The sequence below is a fragment of the Methyloversatilis discipulorum genome, assembly GCF_000527135.1.
Taxonomy (GTDB): domain Bacteria; phylum Pseudomonadota; class Gammaproteobacteria; order Burkholderiales; family Rhodocyclaceae; genus Methyloversatilis; species Methyloversatilis discipulorum.
Window position 1 is genome coordinate 2,623,645 of sequence record NZ_AZUP01000001.1, and the last position, 18,278, is coordinate 2,641,922.

Here is an 18,278-nt window from a genome sequence, read left to right on the forward strand (position 1 = left end):
GCCCTATCCCGGACCCGGCTTCCTCGTCCACCCGGCCCACATGCTGGCCTGCGGCTTCGGCAGCGGCCTGATCCCGTTCGCCTCCGGCACCTGGGGCACGCTGGCCGCCTGGCCGCTCTACCTGCTGATCAAGCCCTCGTTCTCCGACGGCGCTTTCGCGCTGTTCCTGCTGATCGCCTTTGCGCTCGGCAGCGCCTGCTGCCAGCGCACCGGCCGCGCGCTCGGCGTGGCCGACCACGGCGCCATCGTGTGGGACGAAATCGTCGCCTTCTGGCTGGTGCTGTGGGTGACGCCGGTCGATTTCTGGTGGCAGCTCGCGGCCTTCTTCGCTTTCCGCTTCTTCGATATCTTCAAGCCGCCCCCGGCGCGCTGGGTGGACGTGAACATGAAGAACGGCTTCGGCGTCATGCTCGACGACGTGATCGCGGCGCTCTTTGCCGCGGCATCCATCGCCGCGCTGCATCTGCTGATCGGACGCTTCTTCTGATGGACGCCGACCTGCAGACCCTGTCGAAAGAGGTGGGCGCCGCACTGAAAGCCGCCGGTGCCGTGCTGGCCACCGCCGAATCCTGCACCGGCGGCTGGGTGGCCGAGATCGTCACCGCCACCGCCGGCAGTTCGGCCTGGTTCGACTGCGGTTTCGTCACCTACTCGAACGCCGCCAAGCAGCGCATGCTCGGCGTGCCCGAGGCCACGCTGAAAGCGCACGGCGCGGTCAGCGAGCCGGTGGCGCTGGCGATGGCGCGCGGCGCGCTGGCGCATTCGGACGCCACCGCCGCGCTGTCGATCACCGGCATCGCCGGCCCGGGCGGCGCAGTACCGGGCAAGCCGGTGGGCACCGTGTGCTTCGGCTGGGCGCTGGCCGACGGCCGCAGCCGCAGCGAAACCCGGCATTTCGACGGCGACCGCGAGGCGGTCCGCCGTCAATCCGCATGTCATACACTGGCCGTGCTCCTGGCTTTGCTGGGAGGCACGCCAAAAGACCCTGTGGCAAGAACTGTGCCATAATCGACCGCATACCCAGGAAAGGATTCAGCATGGACGATAGCAAGGCCAAGGCGCTCGCCGCAGCGCTCGCGCAGATCGAGAAGCAGTTCGGCAAGGGCTCGATCATGCGCATGAGCGACGGCCAGCTCGAAAACGACATCCAGGCGGTGTCGACCGGTTCGCTCGGTCTGGACATCGCGCTCGGCATCGGCGGCCTGCCGCGCGGCCGCGTGGTCGAGATCTACGGTCCGGAATCGTCCGGCAAGACCACGCTGACGCTGCAGGTGATCGCCGAAATGCAGAAGCTCGGCGGCACCGCGGCCTTCATCGACGCCGAACACGCGCTCGACGTGCAGTACGCCGGCAAGCTGGGCGTGCGCATCGACGACCTGCTCATCTCGCAGCCGGACACCGGCGAACAGGCGCTGGAAATCGCCGACATGCTGGTGCGCTCGGGCGGCGTCGACATCATCGTCATCGACTCGGTCGCCGCGCTGACGCCGAAGGCTGAAATCGAGGGCGAAATGGGCGATTCGCTGCCCGGCCTGCAGGCCCGCCTGATGAGCCAGGCGCTGCGCAAGCTGACCGCCAACATCAAGCGCACCAATACGCTGGTCATCTTCATCAACCAGATCCGGATGAAGATCGGCGTCATGTTCGGCAACCCGGAAACCACCACCGGCGGCAATGCGCTGAAGTTCTACGCCTCGGTCCGCCTGGACATCCGCCGCACCGGCGCGATCAAGAAGGGCGAAGAGGTGGTCGGTTCGGAAACCCGGGTCAAGGTGGTCAAGAACAAGGTGGCGCCGCCGTTCAAGCAGGCCGAATTCGACATCCTGTACGGCGAGGGCATTTCGCGCGAAGGCGAAATCATCGAACTGGGCGTGCTGCACAAGTTCGTCGAGAAGTCCGGCGCCTGGTATTCCTACAGCGGCGACCGCATCGGCCAGGGCAAGGACAATGTGCGCGAATTCCTGCGCGCCAATCCGGCGATGGCCCGCGAAATCGAGAACAAGGTGCGTGTCGCCTGCGGCATGCCCGAACTGGCGGTGATCGCGCCGGACAGCAAGGCGGACGCCGCGTGAACGCCGCGCTGCGCGAGAAGGCTTTGCGCCTGCTCGCGCGGCGCGACCACAGCCGGGCGGAACTGGCGCGCAAGCTGCGCGAGGACGGCGACGAGGACGAGATTGCCGCCCTGCTCGTCCGTTTCGAGGAGTGCGGGCTGCTGTCCGATAGCCGTTTCGCCGGGCAGTTCGTAACCTCACGCGCGGCGCGCTTCGGCACGCGCCGGCTGCAGTACGACCTGAAACAGCGCGGCGTGGCCGAGGCCGACGTCGCGGATGCGCTGGCCAGCGTCGGCGACGACGAGGCGGTCCGCGCCCGTGCCGTGTGGGCCCGCAAGTTCGACGCCCGCCCGTCGGATGCCAAAAGCTGGGCGAAACAGGCAAGATTTTTGCAATCTCGCGGTTTTTCCGCCGATAGCATTCACAAGGTATTGCGCGAACAACCCGAACAAGATGAGTGATTCCCGGACTGTCAGCCGGCTCAAGGTCGAACGGCTGCGCAAAAAGTACAAGTCGCGCCCGGTGGTGAAGGACGTGTCCTTCGAGGTCGGCAGTGGCGAGGTGATCGGACTGCTGGGCCCGAACGGCGCCGGCAAGACCACCTGTTTCTACATGATCGTCGGCCTGGTCAGCGCCGACGGCGGCGAGATCCATCTCGACGGCGAGCGGCTCACCCACCTGCCCATCCACCGGCGGGCGCTCGAGGGGCTGTCCTACCTGCCGCAGGAGAATTCGGTGTTCCGCAAGCTGGACGTCGAGGAGAACATCCTCGCCATCCTCGAGCTGAACGAGAAGGATGCGACCCGGCGCGCCGCGCGGCTGGACGAGCTGCTGGAAGAGCTGGGCATCGGCCACCTGCGCAAGAGCCCGGCCGCGGCGCTGTCGGGCGGCGAGCGTCGCCGCGTCGAGATCGCCCGCGCGCTGGCGACGTCGCCGCGCTTCATCCTGCTCGACGAACCATTCGCCGGCGTGGACCCGATCGCCGTCATCGACATCCAGAAAACCATCCGTTTCCTGAAGGAGCGCGGCATCGGCGTACTGATCACCGACCACAACGTGCGCGAGACACTGGGCATCTGCGATCGCGCCTACATCATCAACGCCGGTGAGGTACTGGCGAGCGGCCGGCCTGAAGAAATCGTGTATAACGAGAGCGTCAGGAAGGTCTATCTCGGCGAACACTTCCGCCTCTAGACCGCCGAAATTTGCACACCATGAAGCAGTCGCTGCAACTCAAACTTTCCCAGCATCTTGCGCTCACGCCGCAACTGCAGCAGTCCATCCGGCTGCTGCAGCTGTCGACCATCGAGTTCAACCAGGAGATCGAACGCTTCCTGGACGAGAACCCGATGCTCGAGCGCGACGACAGCGAGCCGGTCGCGAACTACCAGCCGCCGCAGGACAGCATGGGCGAGACGCGCGACAGCACGCCGCAGGAGAGCGCGGACGCCCAGCAGGAGGAGCAGCGCGCCCAGGAGAGCGCCAGCAGCGCCGACATGGACGACTGGTCCGGCGAAAGCGGCAGCTACGGCTCACGCAGCGGCGGCGACGACGAGGACGGCGACTACCAGGACGTACAGGCCGCCGGTACCTCGCTGCGCGACCACCTGTGTGGTCAGCTTGCGCTGTCGCAGATGAGCGAGCGCGACCGCTACCTGATCCGCCTGCTGATCGAGGCGCTGGACGACGACGGCTACCTGAACCAGGAACTGACCGAACTGGTCGAGCTGCTGCCGGAAGAAGCCGACATCGACCTCGACGACCTGTCGATCGCGCTGCGCCAGCTGCAGAACTTCGACCCGGTTGGCGTCGGTGCCCGCGACCCGCGCGAATGCCTGCTGCTGCAGCTCAATGCGCTGCCCACCGACGAAGTGTCGACACTGGCTCGCACCATCATCGACCAGCACATCGACCTGCTGGCCGCGCGTGACTTCGCCAAGATCCGCCGCGCCGTCGGCTGCGACGAAGAGCTTCTGCGCGCCGCGCAGACACTCATCCGCTCGCTGAACCCGCGCCCGGGCGCGCAGTTCGCACCGATCGACGCGCGCTACATCGTGCCCGACGTGGTGGTACGCAAGGTGCGCGGTCAATGGACGGCCCTGCTCAACCCGGACGCGATGCCGCGGCTGCGCATCAACCGTCTGTACGCCGAAATCCTGCAGGGCCAGCGCGGCAGCGGCCTGTCCGGTCAGCTGCAGGAAGCCAAGTGGCTGATCAAGAACGTGCAGCAGCGCTTCGACACCATCCTGCGCGTGTCGCAGGCCATCGTCGAACGGCAGCGCCAGTTCTTCGAGTTCGGCGAGGTGGCGATGCGACCGCTGACGCTGCGCGAGATCGCCGAAACGCTCGAATTGCACGAATCCACCATTTCGCGTGTCACCTCGCAGAAGTACATGGCGACGACACGCGGCCTGTTCGAACTGAAGTATTTCTTCGGAAGCCATGTGGCGACCGAAAGTGGCGGGGCCTGTTCGGCCACCGCGATCCGCGCGCTCATCCGCCAGTTGGTGGGCGCCGAGGATGCCAAGCGTCCGCTGTCGGACTCGCGCATCGCGGAGATACTGGGCCAGCAGGGCATCGTCGTTGCGCGGCGCACCATCGCCAAGTACCGTGAGTCCCTGAACATCCCGCCGGTCAGCGTGCGCAAGGCGATCTGAGACGGATCACATCGACCGACCCGATCGCCACGCATTTTTCGTCCCGTAACGAAAGGAGGCAGCATGAACCTCACCATCACCGGCCATCACCTCGAAGTCACCCCGGCCATCCGCGAATACGTCGAAACGAAACTCGACCGCGTGATCCGCCATTTCGACCACGTGACCAGCGTTTCCGTCATCCTGTCGGTGGAAAAGCTGCGACAGAAGGCGGAAGTTACGCTGCACGTCCGCGGCAAGGACATCTTCGTGGAAGCCGAAAGCGAGGACATGTACGCGACGCTCGACAACCTGATCGACAAGCTCGATCGCCAGGTGCTCAAGCACAAGGAGAAGTCCGGCGAACACACCCGTGAAGCACTGAAGCACCAGGCGGCAGAATGAAACGATTGCCCGCTGCCAGGGGCGTATAATCCGCGGCCTTGTTGCAGTGCAATCAACTTTTCCGGCGCGGCGACCGTTAACCTCGGTACCGCGCCCGCCGCGTGTTCGGAGTAGCCCCTGACATGACGCTTATCGCAAAGCTGTTGCCCATTTCGAACATCTGCCTCGGCCTCGACGCCAGCAGCAAGAAGCGTGTGTTCGAACAAGCCGGCCTGCTTTTCGAAAACAACCAGGGCATCGCCCGCAGCCAGGTGTTCGACAGCCTGTTCGCGCGCGAAAAGCTCGGTTCGACCGGCCTCGGCCAGGGTGTGGCCATTCCGCATGGCCGCATCAAGGGCCTGAAGGAAGCCATCGGCGGCTTCGTGCGACTGGAAAACCCGGTTGCCTTCGACGCGCCGGACGGCCGCCCGGTCAATCTCCTGTTCGTGCTGCTGGTCCCGGAGCAGGCGACCGAACTGCATCTGCAGATCCTGTCCGAGCTGGCGCAGATGTTTGCCGACAAGGCCTTCCGCGAACAGCTGATGCAGGCCGCCGACGTACCCGCCATCCACACCCTGTTCACAGCCTGGCAGCCCGCGCATGCGGAAACTCAGCGTCGCGCGGCTGTTTGAGGACAATCGCGACCGGCTGCGCCTGCAATGGCAGTGCGGCAGTGGTGAAACGCTGATCGTCGCCGACCAGATCGGTCTGTCACCGGCCGACCTCGTCGGCCACCTGAACACCATCCACACCCGACGCATACAGGTCGTCGGCGTGCCGGAAATCCTGTGGGCCGAAAGCGTCTCGACACGCAAGGTCGAAGACATCGTCGATACCCTGCTCGACGCCCGTCCGCCCGCCTTCATCGTTGCCGACGGTGCCGATCCGCCGCCCACCATCCGCAGCGGCTGCGCCAGCCGCGGCATCCCGCTGATGACCACGCAGCGCAGCGCTGCCTCGGTGATCGACCAGCTGCGCGCCTATCTGGCGCGCGAACTGGCGGACCAGACCACGCTGCACGGCGTGTCGATGGACGTGCTGGGCATGGGTGTGCTGATCACCGGTGACTCCGGCGTCGGCAAGAGCGAACTGGCGCTGGAACTGATTTCGCGCGGTCACGGCCTGGTGGCCGACGACTGCGTCGACATTTCGCGCATCGCACCCAATGTGCTCGAAGGACGCTGCCCGGAACTGCTGAAGGATTTCCTCGAAGTGCGCGGGCTGGGCGTACTGAACATCCGCACCGTATTCGGCGAAACCGCCTGTCGGCGCAAGATGAAGCTGCAACTGGTGGTGCATCTGCAGAAGCAGGTGACCGGCCTGCCCGAAGCCACGCGCATGCCGCTGGACAACGAGGTGATGGACATCCTCGGCGTGAAGATACGCAAGGTGGTCATTCCGGTTGCAGCTGGCCGCAACCTGGCGGTGCTGGTCGAGGCCGCCGTGCGTACCACGATACTGAGTTTCCGCGGCATCGATTCGACGCTCGAATTCGTCGAACGCCAGCGCCGCGCCCTCGGCGGGGAGGATGGCTGACCCGGCGACTGTACATGATGATGACATATGCATAACATGCACGACGGCAGCCCGCCCGGGCCGCCGCCGGTATTGTCATTTCATGCTGCACAGCCAGGAGCTCAGTCATGCCGAATACCCGCCTTACGCTCAGCTGCACACTCGTCAGCATCACCCTGCTCGCCTCCTTCCCGCATGCCGCCGTCGCCGGCCCACAGCAGGACAGGATGCGTGCCTGCAACAAGGAGGCGAAGGAAAAGTCGCTGAAGGGCGACGAGCGCAAGTCCTTCATGAGCAGCTGCCTGTCGTCCGGAAAGAGCGAGGCGACGACCACTGCAGACGCATCCGACGATGCTGCAGCGCGCAAGAAGCAGTGTCGCGCCGAAGCCAGCGCCAAATCGCTGAAGGGTGACGAGCGCAAGGCCTTCATCAGCGAGTGCTCGAAGACCTGAACGCGGCAGCATCGGCCCGCCCGCGGTGGCGGGTCGCACCTGCTTTCGTGCGCTATGCAACAAGACGTCCCCGAAAGGCGCGCCGGGCCTGCCGGACAGGCAAAAACCTTTTGGTATAGTCGATCGTCTTCGAACGTCGGAGCTGCCCGATGTTGCGCGACCGATTCCTGCGCCCCGCACTGCTTGCCACCGCCCTCGCCATCGCGGCCCCCGGCGTCCTTGCCTTCAGTTTCTCCGAGGACGCGAAGAAGGACGCCGCCGCGGACGAGGAAGCCCGTGCCGCCGCTGCCGCGCACGTGCTGTCGCTGCCGCCGGCCTGCCTTGACGAACTGCGGCGCCGGAAGATCATGATCGTGATGGGCGAGCGCACCGGCGAAGGGGTCACTGCCGAGCAGGCCCGTTTCAGCCCGCACTTCAACTCGATCAACAAGCGCCTGCTCAAGCACGGCATCCGCACCTATTCCCAGCAGGAAATCCGCGCGCAGATCGCGCAGGCCGAGGTCGATGCCTATTTCCGCAACGACCCGGACGCAGCGCTCGCGGCGTCGAAGAAGATGGGCGCACAACTGGTGATGCGCGGCACGATCGACTCCCGTTCGACGATCAATCCTGTGCTGCGCATTCCCGAGGTCTATGTTTCGATTGCGTACGTACTGATGACCCCCGGCGGAAAGATGATTTCCGAAGCCAGCGCGAAAGCCGAATCGTATTCCGGCAGCGACACGCTCGGCATGGCCAGCACGCTGATCGAGGAACAGGCCGACGCCGTCGTCAGTTCGCTGCTCGGCGGCTACTGCGCGGCCAATCCGCCCGCAAGCGGCAAGAAGAAAAGCAAATAGGCACCGCGCGGCCCGACCGCGCGGACACATAACGGGGCGCAGGCGTCCCAGCAATCTTCAGAGAAAGGGACCTCCATGAACATCACCTTGCATCGCGCACTGAAATCCGCGGCATTCGCCGCCGCCGTCGGCAGCCTGCTGCCGCTCGCGTACGCCCAGCCCACCTTCGAAAGCGCTTCGCCGACCGCTGGCGACAGCGTGTCGCAGAAGGCCAACGAGAGCGCCGACAAGGCGATGTACAAGGCTGTCGAATACAGCAACAAGAACAAGCCGGGCCCCACGGTGGTCGTCGTGCCGGGCGAGATCAAGAGCAACAACGCGACGTTCACGCAGAAGTTCGCGTCGAACAACATCGCTGATTTCGGCGAACTGGAACTGTCGCAGGCCAACTTCAAGGTGCTCGAACGTTCGGACATGGGTCCGCTGCTGAACGAGTTCCAGCTCGCCTACTCGATGGGCGACCCCGGCTCCGCGCGCAAGATGCTGCAGAAGGGCAAGTTCAAGACGACCAAGTACGTGGTCAAGTTCGACATCCTGAAGGCCGAGCAGGTCGCCGCCGCGAAGGAGGGCGTCAGCGGCCGCACGCTCGGCAACATCATCGGCATCCTCGGCGGCAGCCGCGGCAGCTACGCCGCCGGCGAGGCGGTCGGCTCGGTCGAGACGGGTGCCGCCGCCGGCGTCTGGATCATCGGCATGCGCTACAAGATCATGGACGCCAACACCACCGAACAGCTGGCGCAGGGCTATACCGAAGAAAAAATGGAAGTGGGCGCCAAGGGCTCGTCCATCCTCGGCGTATCCAGCAGCCAGGAAGGCGGCATCACGCTCGACGGCATGGTGCAGCGTCTGGTGCAGAAGTCGGTCTGGGAAATCGACGCCAAGTACAAGTAATTCCCCGCCAACGCCGCCGGAGCACGCCTCGTGAGCATTCCCGCAAAGCTGGGCAAGTACGACATCCTGCGCGAACTGGGCCAGGGCGCGATGGGCATTGTCTATGAGGGGCGTGACCCGGTGATCGATCGCCGGGTCGCCATCAAGACGCTCAAGCGCGAACAGCTGGAGCGCAGCGAGGCGGACGAGGTGATCGCCCGCTTCAAGCGCGAGGCACAGGCGGCCGGCCGGCTCAACCACCCGAACGTGGTGGCAATCTACGAGTATGGCGAAGAAGCGGACGGTACCGCCTTCATCGCGATGGAATTCGTGCAGGGACGCGAACTGAAGGATGCCTTCGACTCCGACGAGCGCATTCCTCTGCAGATGGTCGGCCGCGTCATGGACCAGCTGCTCGACGCGCTTGAGCACGCCCATCGCAACGGCGTCACGCACCGCGACATCAAGCCGGCCAACATCATCCTGCTCGCCGACGGCACGGTGAAGGTGGCCGACTTCGGCGTGGCCCGCATCGAATCGTCGAACCTGACCCAGGCCGGCACCGTGATGGGCACGCCGTCCTACATGTCGCCGGAACAGTTCATGGGGCAGACGGTGGACGGGCGCAGCGACCTGTTTTCGGCCGGCGTCGTGCTGTACCAGTTGCTGACTGGCGAGAAGCCCTTCACCGGCGCGCTCACCACCATCATGCACAAGGTGCTGAAGGAAGATCCGCCCTGGCCGTCGGTGCTCAACGTCCATGTGTCGCCGCGCATTGACGCGGTGGTCAAGCGGGCGATGGCCAAACGGCCGGAGGACCGTTTCCAGAGCGCCTCCGAATTCCGCCGCGCACTCGACGCGGCGTTGTCGGCGCCGGTTGCCGACGACGACGCCACCGTCGTGAACCTCGACGACGGCGACGCCACCGTGCTGTCGGCGACGCCGGACGCGACACTGCAGACTTCCCGCATGCCGGCGCCGCCGGCGGTCGAGCCCGCGCCGCCGCCCGCGGCAGCACCGGCACGCACGGCGCCCGAAACGCCGTCCCCAGCCGCGCCACCCGTCGCCGCGAAACGCACCCCGATGCTCATCGCCGCCGGCGTCGCTGTGCTGCTGATCGCCGGCGGCGCCTGGATGTACGTCGGTGGCGGCTCCGAGCCGGCCCCGTCCACGCCCGCCCCGCTCGCCGCCGAAGCGGACGCGGCCCCCGTCGCCGTCGCGCCACCGCCGCCGGCACCGACGGCAGCGCTGGATCCGGGTGTCGCCATCATCAGCGCCATCGGACTGGCCGATCCCGGTGACCCCAGGCTGGCCAATGACCGCAACGCGCTGAACCAGGCCATGCGCGACGACGCGCGCCGCCAGATACTCGAGAAAGCGGTTGCGCTGTTCGTCGACCCGAAGTCGGTCAATGCGCACTACGACGTGCTGCAGTCGCGCCTGCTCGACCGCAGTGGCGACTTCATACAGGCGGTGCTGGAAGAAGGTCCGCCGCAGCTGGGCAAGGACGGGCTGATGTCCGGCGAAGTGCGCGCCGCGGTACGCGTGCGTCAGGTGCAGAAGTCGCTGAACCAGATGTCGCAGGAGGAACGGGTCGATTTCATCCGCAACAACGGCGACCCGAAGATCGCGGTCGCCGTGTCGTCGTTGTGGCCGGACGGCGATCCGACCGCACCACCGCTGCGTTCGCAACTGGCCGAGAACACGTTGAAGCAGCACATCCAGGGCTTCGGCTTCCGCACCTGGAACGACGAGGCGGGCACCGGCCAGAACGCCGACTTCGCGATCGACGGAGAAGTGCGCTTCAAGCGGCTGAGCGTCCGGCTGGCGGCATCCGGTCTGGTGATCGACAAGGTCGTGCTGACTTCATGGACGGTGCGCTGCACCGACCGCAAGTCGGGCGAAGAGGTCTATCTGAACACCGAGGTGCCGGAAGGCACCAGCTGGACGTCCGAAGAGAAGGCGCTGGCCGACATCGGCAAGCGCGTCGGCGAGCAGTTCAGCCGCGAGTTCTTCCTCAGCCACTTCCATTTCACCGCCCGCAAGGTGGCGCTGCAGCTCACCGGCCTGCCCGGCGAGGAAGTCGCCGGTTCGCTGTTGCGTGAAATCGCGTCGCTGCGCGCAGTGCTCGCCACCGAAGTGAAATCGCTGGGCAGCGAGCGCGCCGAGTTCGTGGTCGACATGTCGGGCGGCCTCGCCGACGCCGGCCAGAACGTGCAGGCCGGCATCCTGATGCCGCTGTCGCGCAAGCTGGGCCGCAACTGCCTCAGCGTCGCGTCGAGCACGCCCGACGCCGTAACGCTCAATTTCGATCCGGCCTGCGCCGCCCCCGAAATGGTGGCAAAGCTGCAGACGCTGCCGCCCGCCGGGCTGATGGAAGCCGCGCCGTCGCGGCGTGAAGCGGTGGTGCACAGCCCCGAACTGCGCAAACGCATCAGCATCTGACCCTCCGCGTGGCGCAGGACGACACGCCACGCACTCGCCTCGGAGAGCCGCACGGTGGCAGACAGGAGCGACCACGGTTTGCGCGTGCTGCGCATCGGTTCGGCGCCGGAGTGCGCCTTGCGCGCCAACGACACGCGCGTCGCCGCGCATCACGCGACCCTGCTGTGCAGCGGTGACGAACTGGCGCTGAGCGCCACCGGCGCCGCGCCACTGCGCGTGAATGGCACGCCGCTCGAACACGGCGAGGTACGCATCGGCGACCGCATCGACCTGAATGGCTTCGAGTTCGTACTCGATGACGCGGCGCTGGCCGGACGCCTGTCCGCCCCGCCGGCGCAGACCGTCGCGCTCGACATCGATTTCAGCGCCGGCGACGAAACCGTGGTGGCACAAACCGCACCTGCACCGGCCGCGCACAGCGGACTGTCGCTGACCATCGGCTCCGCCGCGGACAACGACATCGTCGTGCCGCTCCCGCAGGTGTCGCCGCGCCACTGCACGCTGTGGCTGCGCGACGGCCAACTCGTCGTCGAGGACGCCGGTTCGGACGCCGGCACCCATGTCGCAGGTGGGCGCGTACGCGAGGCCGAACTGGCGGAAGGCGACACGATAGGGCTGGGCAGTCATCCGCTCCTCATAGGCCCGGCGGTGACCGCACTGTTCCATCGTCTGGACGAGGACGCCGACGCCACGCGCATGATGGCGGTCGCACCACCGCCCAGCGTGACGATACGGATAGGCCGCGACGCCACGCCCGGCGTGAACGACATCGTGCTGCAGGCGCCGTCAGTGTCGAAGCGCCAGTGCGAGCTGCGCAGTGACGGCCGGCACTGGCACGTGCGCGACCTCGGCTCCACCAACGGCACATCGATCAACGCGCCGGGCGCGCCGATAGACTGCGAAACCGTGGTCAGCGCGCAGGACGTGCTTTATTTTGGCTCCTGCCGCTTTCCGCTGTCGCGGCTGCACGCGCTCGAGCGCGACGCCGCAAGCGCGCATGCCGCCGGCGCAGCGCTGCCCGAAGACAAGCAGGAAGTGGTGGTCGGCCGCGATCCGTCGGCCGACCTGCGCATCGATTCACCCCAGGTGTCGCGCCGCCACGCCCGGCTGCTGCGCAGTGGCGGCGGCTGGCTGGTCGAGGACCTGGGGTCGGCCAATGGCACTTACATCAACGGGCAGCCGGTCAGGCAAGCGACGCCGCTGGGGCACGACGACGTGCTCAGCCTGGGCAGCGTGGTGGTCGATCTCGGTGAAGCCGGCAATCTGGCGCGCGCCTACCGCGGCGACGTGGTGCTGCAGGCCGAAGGCATCACGGTCAGCGTGGACGGCGGCCGCAAGACGCTGCTGCACGACGTGTCCTTCACCGTGTTCCCGACCGAGTTCGTCGGCCTGATGGGGCCGTCCGGCGCCGGCAAGACCACGCTGATGATGGCGCTCAACGGTTACCTCAAACCGCAGTCCGGACGTTCGCTGATCAACGGCCAGGATCTCTACCGCAACTTCGACGCCTGGCGGGGCGCCATCGGCTACGTGCCGCAGGACGACATCATCCATCCTGAACTGACGGTGTTCGAGGCGCTGTATTTCACCGCCCGCCTGCGCCTGCCGCCCGACACCTCGCGCGCCGAGATCGAGGCACGCATCACCGACGTGCTGGCCCAGCTCGAAATAAGCCAGACGCGCGACGTGGCTATCGGCTCGCCCGAGCGCAAGGGCATTTCCGGCGGCCAGCGCAAGCGCGTCAATCTGGCGCAGGAACTGATCACCCAGCCGCGCCTGCTCTTCCTCGACGAACCGACCTCGGGCCTGGCCAGCGAGGACACGCTGAACGTGATGCGCCTGCTGCGCCGCCTGGCCGATCAGGGCCGCTCCATCCTGCTCACCATCCACCAGCCCTCGCTGGAGGCCTACCGCTGCATGGACAACATCGTCTATCTGGCCGACGGGCAGCTCGTGTACTACGGACCGGCCTGGCCGGATTCCATCACCTACTTCAACCCGGGCGTCGAACCGGGCGCGCCGGAGTACGACAAGCTGGTGTCGGAACCGGGGCACGCGCTGAAGCCGCTGGCCGAGGACAAACGACGCGGGCGCGACATGGGCGAGCGCGCCGCCGCTTTCCGCGCCTCGCCGCTGCACGCGCGCTACGTCGGCGAACGACGCGGCGCCGACACCGCGACGATGACCGGCGAGCGCGCGAACGAAGGCGGTCGCACGCGCGGCTTCGGCCTGCGCCAGTGGGCGGTGCTGACGCGCCGCTACGCCACCATCAAGCTGCGCGATCGCGTCAGCACACTCATCCTGCTGGTACAGGCGCCGGTCATCGCCGCCGTCATCGCCCTGGTGTTCGCTGGCGAACTGGACACGGCGGCCGGCCGCAATGCCTACGGCGCATTCGCGCTGTTCCTGATGGCGGTGTCGGCCGTCTGGTTCGGCTGCTCCAACGCGGCGCGCGAAATCGTGTCCGAGCAGGCGATCTACCGCCGCGAGCGCATGGTGAACCTGAAGATACCGAGCTATGTGATGAGCAAATTCGTCGTGCTCGGCGCGCTGTGCGCGATCCAGTGCGCGCTGCTGCTCGGCATCGTTGGCGTGGCCACCGGGCTGCAGGGCAGCTGGGCCGGCCATTTCGCGCTGCTGTGGGCGTGCGCGGCATCCGGTGTCGGCATGGGACTGCTGCTGTCGGCGCTGGTGCGCTCGTCGGAAGCGGCGATCGGGCTGGTGCCGCTGCTGCTCATCCCGCAGGTCATCCTGTCCGGCCTCATCATGCCGCTGGACAAGCTGTCACCGCCGATGCGCTGGACCTCGTCGGTGATGATGACCCGCTGGGGCTTCGAGGGGGCACTGCAGCACGAGCAGGCTGCCGGCGCCTACGCACTGCCGGCCGTGCCCGCCACAGCCGGCCCGATGCCGCAGAGTGACGTGACGGCACTGCCGCCCTCGACGCCGGTACAACGCTATTTCGGGGAATTCGCGGTCGGCAGGCTGCGTGCGACTGCCGTGCTGGTCAGCGCCAGCGCGCTGCTGCTGGCGGCGGTGATGGCGGTTCTGCGCTTCAGGCAGCAATGACGGCCGCCCGGCTCACTCCAGCACTTCGAAGCTCATCAGGTCTATGCCCTGCTCCAGAGCGCTGTGGCCGAAGCCGATGGTGCCCTGACCGCGCAGGATGATTTCTTCGCGCTTGAGCACCACCTCGTTCTCGCCCTCGATGCGCAGGAAGGTGCCGTTGGTGCTCTGGTCGACCAGCACGAACTTGTCGCGCCGGCGCTCGATGCGCGCGTGATTGCGCGATGCGCGCTGGTCCTTGATCACGACCTCGTTGCTCATGTCGCGGCCCAGCGTGAGCGGGCCGTGCGCGTTGTCCACCGTCAGTTCGGTGTCGCGGTAGCGCACCAGCAGCCGCGCCACGTGATAGCTGGCGACGATGCTCGACGCCTTCATCGTCAGGTCGGCGCCCTCCTGCCACAGCACCTCACAGACGCGCACGTCCTCGGCCTTGCCCTTCACCGTCAGCGCGTCGATTTCGCGCACCTCGGGGCCCATCGACAGCGTCACCGCAGCCAGCGTTTCGGCGGTGGTGATGATCTGCCCTGCCTTGGCCAGACCGGCCATGCGCGCCGCAGTGTTGACGGTGTCGCCGAACACGTCGTCGTTCTCCTCGATCGCCGGCCCGAAGTGGAAGCCGACGCGGATCGCCAGCTTGACGCCCGACACCGGCGGCAGGTCGGTCACCCGGTGCTGCATCTCGCAGGCGGCCTGGATGCCGGCATCGGCATTGGGGAAGGTGGTCATGACCTCGTCGCCGATGGTCTTGATCACCTTGCCGCCATGTCCGTCGACCACGCGCCGCATGCGGTTGAGGCAGCGTTCCACGGCGCGCAGCGCTTCGGCGTCGCCCAGCTTCTCGTAGAGCCGGGTACTGCCGGAGACGTCGGCGAACAGCACGCACACAGATTTAGGTTGGGAACTCATGGCAGGCCGGGTGGCATAGGGCTTCAACGTCAGGGCCCGAGGTCAGTGCTGCAACGTCAGGCATTTACGCCATTTTACAATTACCGACGATATACGTGCGGCGTCGCGCCGGCAATCCGACGAAGGTCTGACGGATGCGTCACAGGTGCACGCTGCGCCCGCCGTCCACGGCAATGATCTGGCCGGTGATGTAGGGCGCATCCTCGATCAGGAAGCGTACCGTACGTGCGATGTCCTGTGGGTCGCCTTCGCGCTGCAACAGGGTATGCCGCACGATGCGCGCACGTTCTTCCGGGTCGAACAGGTCGTTTTCCGGCCACTGGATCGGGCCCGGTGCCACGCCATTGACACGCACCCGCGGCGCCAGGTCGATGGCCAGCGCCCGGGTCAGCGTCGCCAGCGCGCCTTTCGAGGCGCTGTACAGCGCATAGCCCGGCAGCGGTCGTTCGGCGTGGATGTCGGCGATATTGACGATGCAGCCGCCGCTGTCGCGCAGCGCCGGCGCGGCCGCCTGCGACAGGAAGAGCGGCGCGCGGAAGTTGCTGCCGGTCAGGTCGTCCCAGTCGCGGACGGTGATGGTGCCGATCGGCGTCGGGTAGAAGGAAGAGGCGTTATTGATCAGTGCGTCCAGCCGGCCGAATTTCGCCAGCGTCTTGTCGACCAGTTCGGGCAGGCGGGCGGTATCGAGCAGGTCGGCCGACAGGCAGCAGGCGCTTTTCGCGCGGCGCGCATTGAATTCGTCGAGCAGCAGCAGTGCCTCTTCGGCCGACTGCCGGTAGTGGATGGCCACCCGCCAGCCGGCGTCGTGCAGCGTGCGCGCCATCTGCGCGCCAAGGCGCCGCGCCGCGCCGGTGATCAGTGCAACCTTGCCGTTTTCCATCGCTTCCCTGTCCGCCTGTTTGTCTGTCGCGACGCGATGCCGCATTATCGCGGACCCCGCGACCGGACACCCGTGCCATGTCACTGCCCCAGCCCGATTCAGACGCCGTCGAGCACAGCCAGCGCCTGCTCGGTCAGATCCGCGACGAGATCACCCGAAGCGGCTGGATGCCTTTCAGCCGCTACATGGAGTGCGCGCTGTACGCGCCGGGGCTCGGCTATTACAGCGGCGCGCTGCAAAAGTTCGGCGACGACGGCGATTTCGTCACCGCGCCGGAGCTGACGCCGCTGTTCGGCCGCAGCCTCGCCCGCCAGTTGGCGGAACTGATGGCGCTGAGCGCGCCGCACCTGATCGAGGCGGGCGCCGGCAGCGGCCGCCTGGCGGTCGATGTGCTGGCCGAGCTCGACTGGCTGGGCGCCGCACCGCAGAGCTATCGCATACTCGAACTGTCGGCCGACCTGCGCGCCCGCCAGCAGGCGCTGATCGCCGCCGAACTGCCGCATCTGAGCGCACGCGTGAGCTGGCTGGACAGTCTGCCCGACGCGTTTGACGGCGTCGTGATCGGCAACGAGGTGCTCGACGCGATGCCGGTCGAACGCCTGCGCAACGCGGCTGGCCACATCGAGCAGGCCGGACTGGCGCTCGACCCGTCCGGCCTGCCGGTACTGGACTGGCGCCCGGCGCCGGACGCACTGGCCGACGAGGCACGTACGCTCGGCTTTACCGAGGGCTACGACAGCGAAATCAATCTCGCCGCCCGCGCCTGGGTGGCCGAGTGGGCGCGTCGCATCGGCCGCGGCGCGCTGCTGCTGATCGACTACGGCTTCCCGCAGGCCGAGTACTACCACCCGGACCGCCGCAGCGGCACGCTGATGTGCCACTACCGCCATCACGCGCACACCGACCCGCTGTGGATGCCCGGACTCAACGACCTGACCGCACACGTCGATTTCACCGCCGTCGCCCAGGCCGCCTTCGACGCCGGCATGTCGCTGGCCGGCTACACCAGCCAGGCGAACTTCCTGCTGAACTGCGGCGTGCTCGAACTGCTGGACCGCGACGCCGACGCGCTGAGCCGGGCGAAGCAGAATGCGGCGCTGAACCAGCTCACCTCGCCGGCCGAGATGGGCGAGCTGTTCAAGGTGATCTGCCTGACCCGCGACATCGATGCGCCGCTGACCGGCTTCTCGCGCGGCGACCGCAGCCACACGCTGTAGCGCCTCTCAGAAGCCGATCTTCTTCTGCCGCGTCGCGCGGCCCGCTTCGAGGTCGGCCGGCAGCAGATGGTCGCGGTGCGCCAGCTTGGCGTTGCCGAAAGCGGCCAGCAGCACCTTGCGCATGTCGCGCGGCGGCACGCCGGCCAGGCGGTCGATCACGTCTTCCGGTGCCTCCGGCGCGAATCCCCAGTCGTGCGCGGCGACCAGTTCCTCGTACAGCGTGCGCGCGATGATGCAGGCCTGATCGTGGTCCGGCCGCGGCACGGTGTACACGTTCATCCGGCTCAGGATGGGTTCGGGAATCGAACGCTCGTCGTTGGCGGTGGACACCCACATGATGTGGCTGGCGTCGATGTCGACCTCGACGAATTCGTCCTTGAACTGGCGCGCGGTGTCCTGCTCCAGCAGCCCGTACAGCGCACCCATCGGATCGTAGCGCGCGTCGCCGCCCGCCTTGTCGACTTCGTCAAGCACCACCAGCGGGTTGGCGTAGTCGCCGCACACCAGCGCCTGCGCCACCTTGCCCGGCTTGGCATGCGACCACTGCGACGAGGCGCCGCTCAATATCCAGCCGGCGGTGAGCGAGGACATCGACACGAATTCGAAGCCGGTGCCGAGCACATTGGCCAGCTGGCGCGCGAAATGGGTCTTACCGATGCCCGGCTCGCCGAGCAGCAGGATGGGCGTGAAGTTCATCGGCTCGTTGCCGGCCACCGCCAGCGCCAGATAGCGCTTCAGGTCGTCCAGCACCGGCGTGAAATTGGGGCAGCGGGCGTACAGCGGGTCGAGACCGTCGAACGAGGACGGCTTGACCACGTAGCGCACGCCGCCCAGCGTCTTCATCTTGCCGTAGAAGGCGGTCAGCGCCTCGTTGCGCGCCCCGCTGCCGGACTCCATCGCCCGGTCCACATCACCCACGTCGTAGATTTCGCGGCATTCCGCCAGAGGAATCCGAATGTCCGCCCCGTCCATGATGGCTTGCCTCCTGCTGTCCGAACATGATTCAACGTCTCGTCC

18 protein-coding genes are annotated in these 18,278 nt (G+C 66.9%); 15 read left to right on the forward strand and 3 right to left on the reverse strand.

Annotated elements, in window-relative coordinates:
* The first annotated feature begins 40 nt into the window (after positions 1-40).
* The 14 genes from METFAM1_RS0112245 (at position 41) to METFAM1_RS20195 (ending at position 14,261) form a co-directional block, all read left to right on the forward strand.
* The gene (locus METFAM1_RS0112245) at positions 41-487 is read left to right on the forward strand and encodes a phosphatidylglycerophosphatase A family protein (protein ID WP_019915570.1); all 447 of its coding nucleotides are present in this window, start codon (positions 41-43) and stop codon (positions 485-487) included.
* On the forward strand, positions 487-1,008 hold the full coding sequence (locus tag METFAM1_RS0112250) for a CinA family protein (protein ID WP_019915572.1): 522 nt from the start codon (positions 487-489) through the stop codon (positions 1,006-1,008). The genes METFAM1_RS0112245 and METFAM1_RS0112250 overlap by 1 nt, the downstream gene beginning before the upstream one ends.
* A 29-nt stretch (positions 1,009-1,037) precedes the next feature.
* Entirely contained in the window at positions 1,038-2,072 is a 1,035-nt protein-coding gene (gene recA / locus METFAM1_RS0112255) for a recombinase RecA (RefSeq protein ID WP_019915573.1), read from the forward strand.
* On the forward strand, positions 2,069-2,512 hold the full coding sequence (gene recX / locus METFAM1_RS0112260) for a recombination regulator RecX (RefSeq protein WP_019915574.1): 444 nt from the start codon (positions 2,069-2,071) through the stop codon (positions 2,510-2,512). The genes recA and recX overlap by 4 nt, the downstream gene beginning before the upstream one ends.
* Positions 2,505-3,245 carry an LPS export ABC transporter ATP-binding protein gene (lptB, locus tag METFAM1_RS0112265; RefSeq protein ID WP_019915575.1) on the forward strand — a complete coding sequence of 247 codons (741 nt, stop codon included), beginning with the start codon at positions 2,505-2,507 and terminating at the stop codon, positions 3,243-3,245. Before recX ends, lptB begins: the two co-directional genes overlap by 8 nt.
* Before the next feature lie 20 nt (positions 3,246-3,265).
* On the forward strand, positions 3,266-4,708 hold the full coding sequence (locus tag METFAM1_RS0112270; RefSeq protein ID WP_019915576.1) for an RNA polymerase factor sigma-54: 1,443 nt from the start codon (positions 3,266-3,268) through the stop codon (positions 4,706-4,708).
* Positions 4,709-4,771: 63 nt separating this feature from the next.
* Positions 4,772-5,092, forward strand: coding sequence for a ribosome hibernation-promoting factor, HPF/YfiA family (gene hpf, locus METFAM1_RS0112275; RefSeq protein WP_019915577.1), 321 nt, complete (start codon positions 4,772-4,774; stop codon positions 5,090-5,092).
* Between the two features lie 122 nt (positions 5,093-5,214).
* The gene (gene ptsN, locus METFAM1_RS0112280) at positions 5,215-5,703 is read left to right on the forward strand and encodes a PTS IIA-like nitrogen regulatory protein PtsN (protein WP_019915578.1); all 489 of its coding nucleotides are present in this window, start codon (positions 5,215-5,217) and stop codon (positions 5,701-5,703) included.
* On the forward strand, positions 5,672-6,607 hold the full coding sequence (gene hprK / locus METFAM1_RS0112285) for an HPr(Ser) kinase/phosphatase (protein WP_019915579.1): 936 nt from the start codon (positions 5,672-5,674) through the stop codon (positions 6,605-6,607). Before ptsN ends, hprK begins: the two co-directional genes overlap by 32 nt.
* A 107-nt stretch (positions 6,608-6,714) precedes the next feature.
* Positions 6,715-7,038, forward strand: a complete 324-nt coding sequence (locus METFAM1_RS0112290; protein ID WP_019915580.1) for a PsiF family protein — start codon at positions 6,715-6,717, stop codon at positions 7,036-7,038.
* Between the two features lie 149 nt (positions 7,039-7,187).
* Positions 7,188-7,877, forward strand: coding sequence for a hypothetical protein (locus METFAM1_RS0112295; protein WP_019915581.1), 690 nt, complete (start codon positions 7,188-7,190; stop codon positions 7,875-7,877).
* A gap of 75 nt (positions 7,878-7,952) precedes the next feature.
* Positions 7,953-8,768 carry a hypothetical protein gene (locus tag METFAM1_RS0112300; protein ID WP_019915582.1) on the forward strand — a complete coding sequence of 272 codons (816 nt, stop codon included), beginning with the start codon at positions 7,953-7,955 and terminating at the stop codon, positions 8,766-8,768.
* 30 nt (positions 8,769-8,798) lie between these two features.
* Positions 8,799-11,192: a serine/threonine-protein kinase gene (locus tag METFAM1_RS0112305; RefSeq protein ID WP_019915583.1), complete on the forward strand. Its 2,394-nt coding sequence runs from the start codon at positions 8,799-8,801 to the stop codon at positions 11,190-11,192.
* Between the two features lie 54 nt (positions 11,193-11,246).
* Positions 11,247-14,261 (forward strand): FHA domain-containing protein, encoded by a 3,015-nt coding sequence (locus METFAM1_RS20195; protein ID WP_081627156.1) that lies wholly within the window; start codon positions 11,247-11,249, stop codon positions 14,259-14,261.
* Positions 14,262-14,273: 12 nt separating this feature from the next.
* Here METFAM1_RS20195 and METFAM1_RS0112315 read toward each other — a convergent pair whose 3' ends face one another.
* Positions 14,274-15,164 (reverse strand): adenylate/guanylate cyclase domain-containing protein, encoded by an 891-nt coding sequence (locus METFAM1_RS0112315; RefSeq protein WP_232419749.1) that lies wholly within the window; start codon positions 15,162-15,164, stop codon positions 14,274-14,276.
* Positions 15,165-15,303: 139 nt separating this feature from the next.
* Positions 15,304-16,044: a pteridine reductase gene (locus tag METFAM1_RS0112320; protein ID WP_019915586.1), complete on the reverse strand. Its 741-nt coding sequence runs from the start codon at positions 16,042-16,044 to the stop codon at positions 15,304-15,306.
* Positions 16,045-16,121: 77 nt separating this feature from the next.
* Here METFAM1_RS0112320 and METFAM1_RS0112325 point away from each other — a divergent pair, with 77 nt between their 5' ends.
* Positions 16,122-17,261: a class I SAM-dependent methyltransferase gene (locus METFAM1_RS0112325; RefSeq protein WP_019915588.1), complete on the forward strand. Its 1,140-nt coding sequence runs from the start codon at positions 16,122-16,124 to the stop codon at positions 17,259-17,261.
* Positions 17,262-17,267: 6 nt separating this feature from the next.
* Here METFAM1_RS0112325 and METFAM1_RS0112330 read toward each other — a convergent pair whose 3' ends face one another.
* Complete coding sequence (locus METFAM1_RS0112330; RefSeq protein ID WP_019915590.1) at positions 17,268-18,233, reverse strand: AAA family ATPase; 966 nt, start codon at positions 18,231-18,233, stop codon at positions 17,268-17,270.
* Positions 18,234-18,278: the final 45 nt, after the last annotated feature.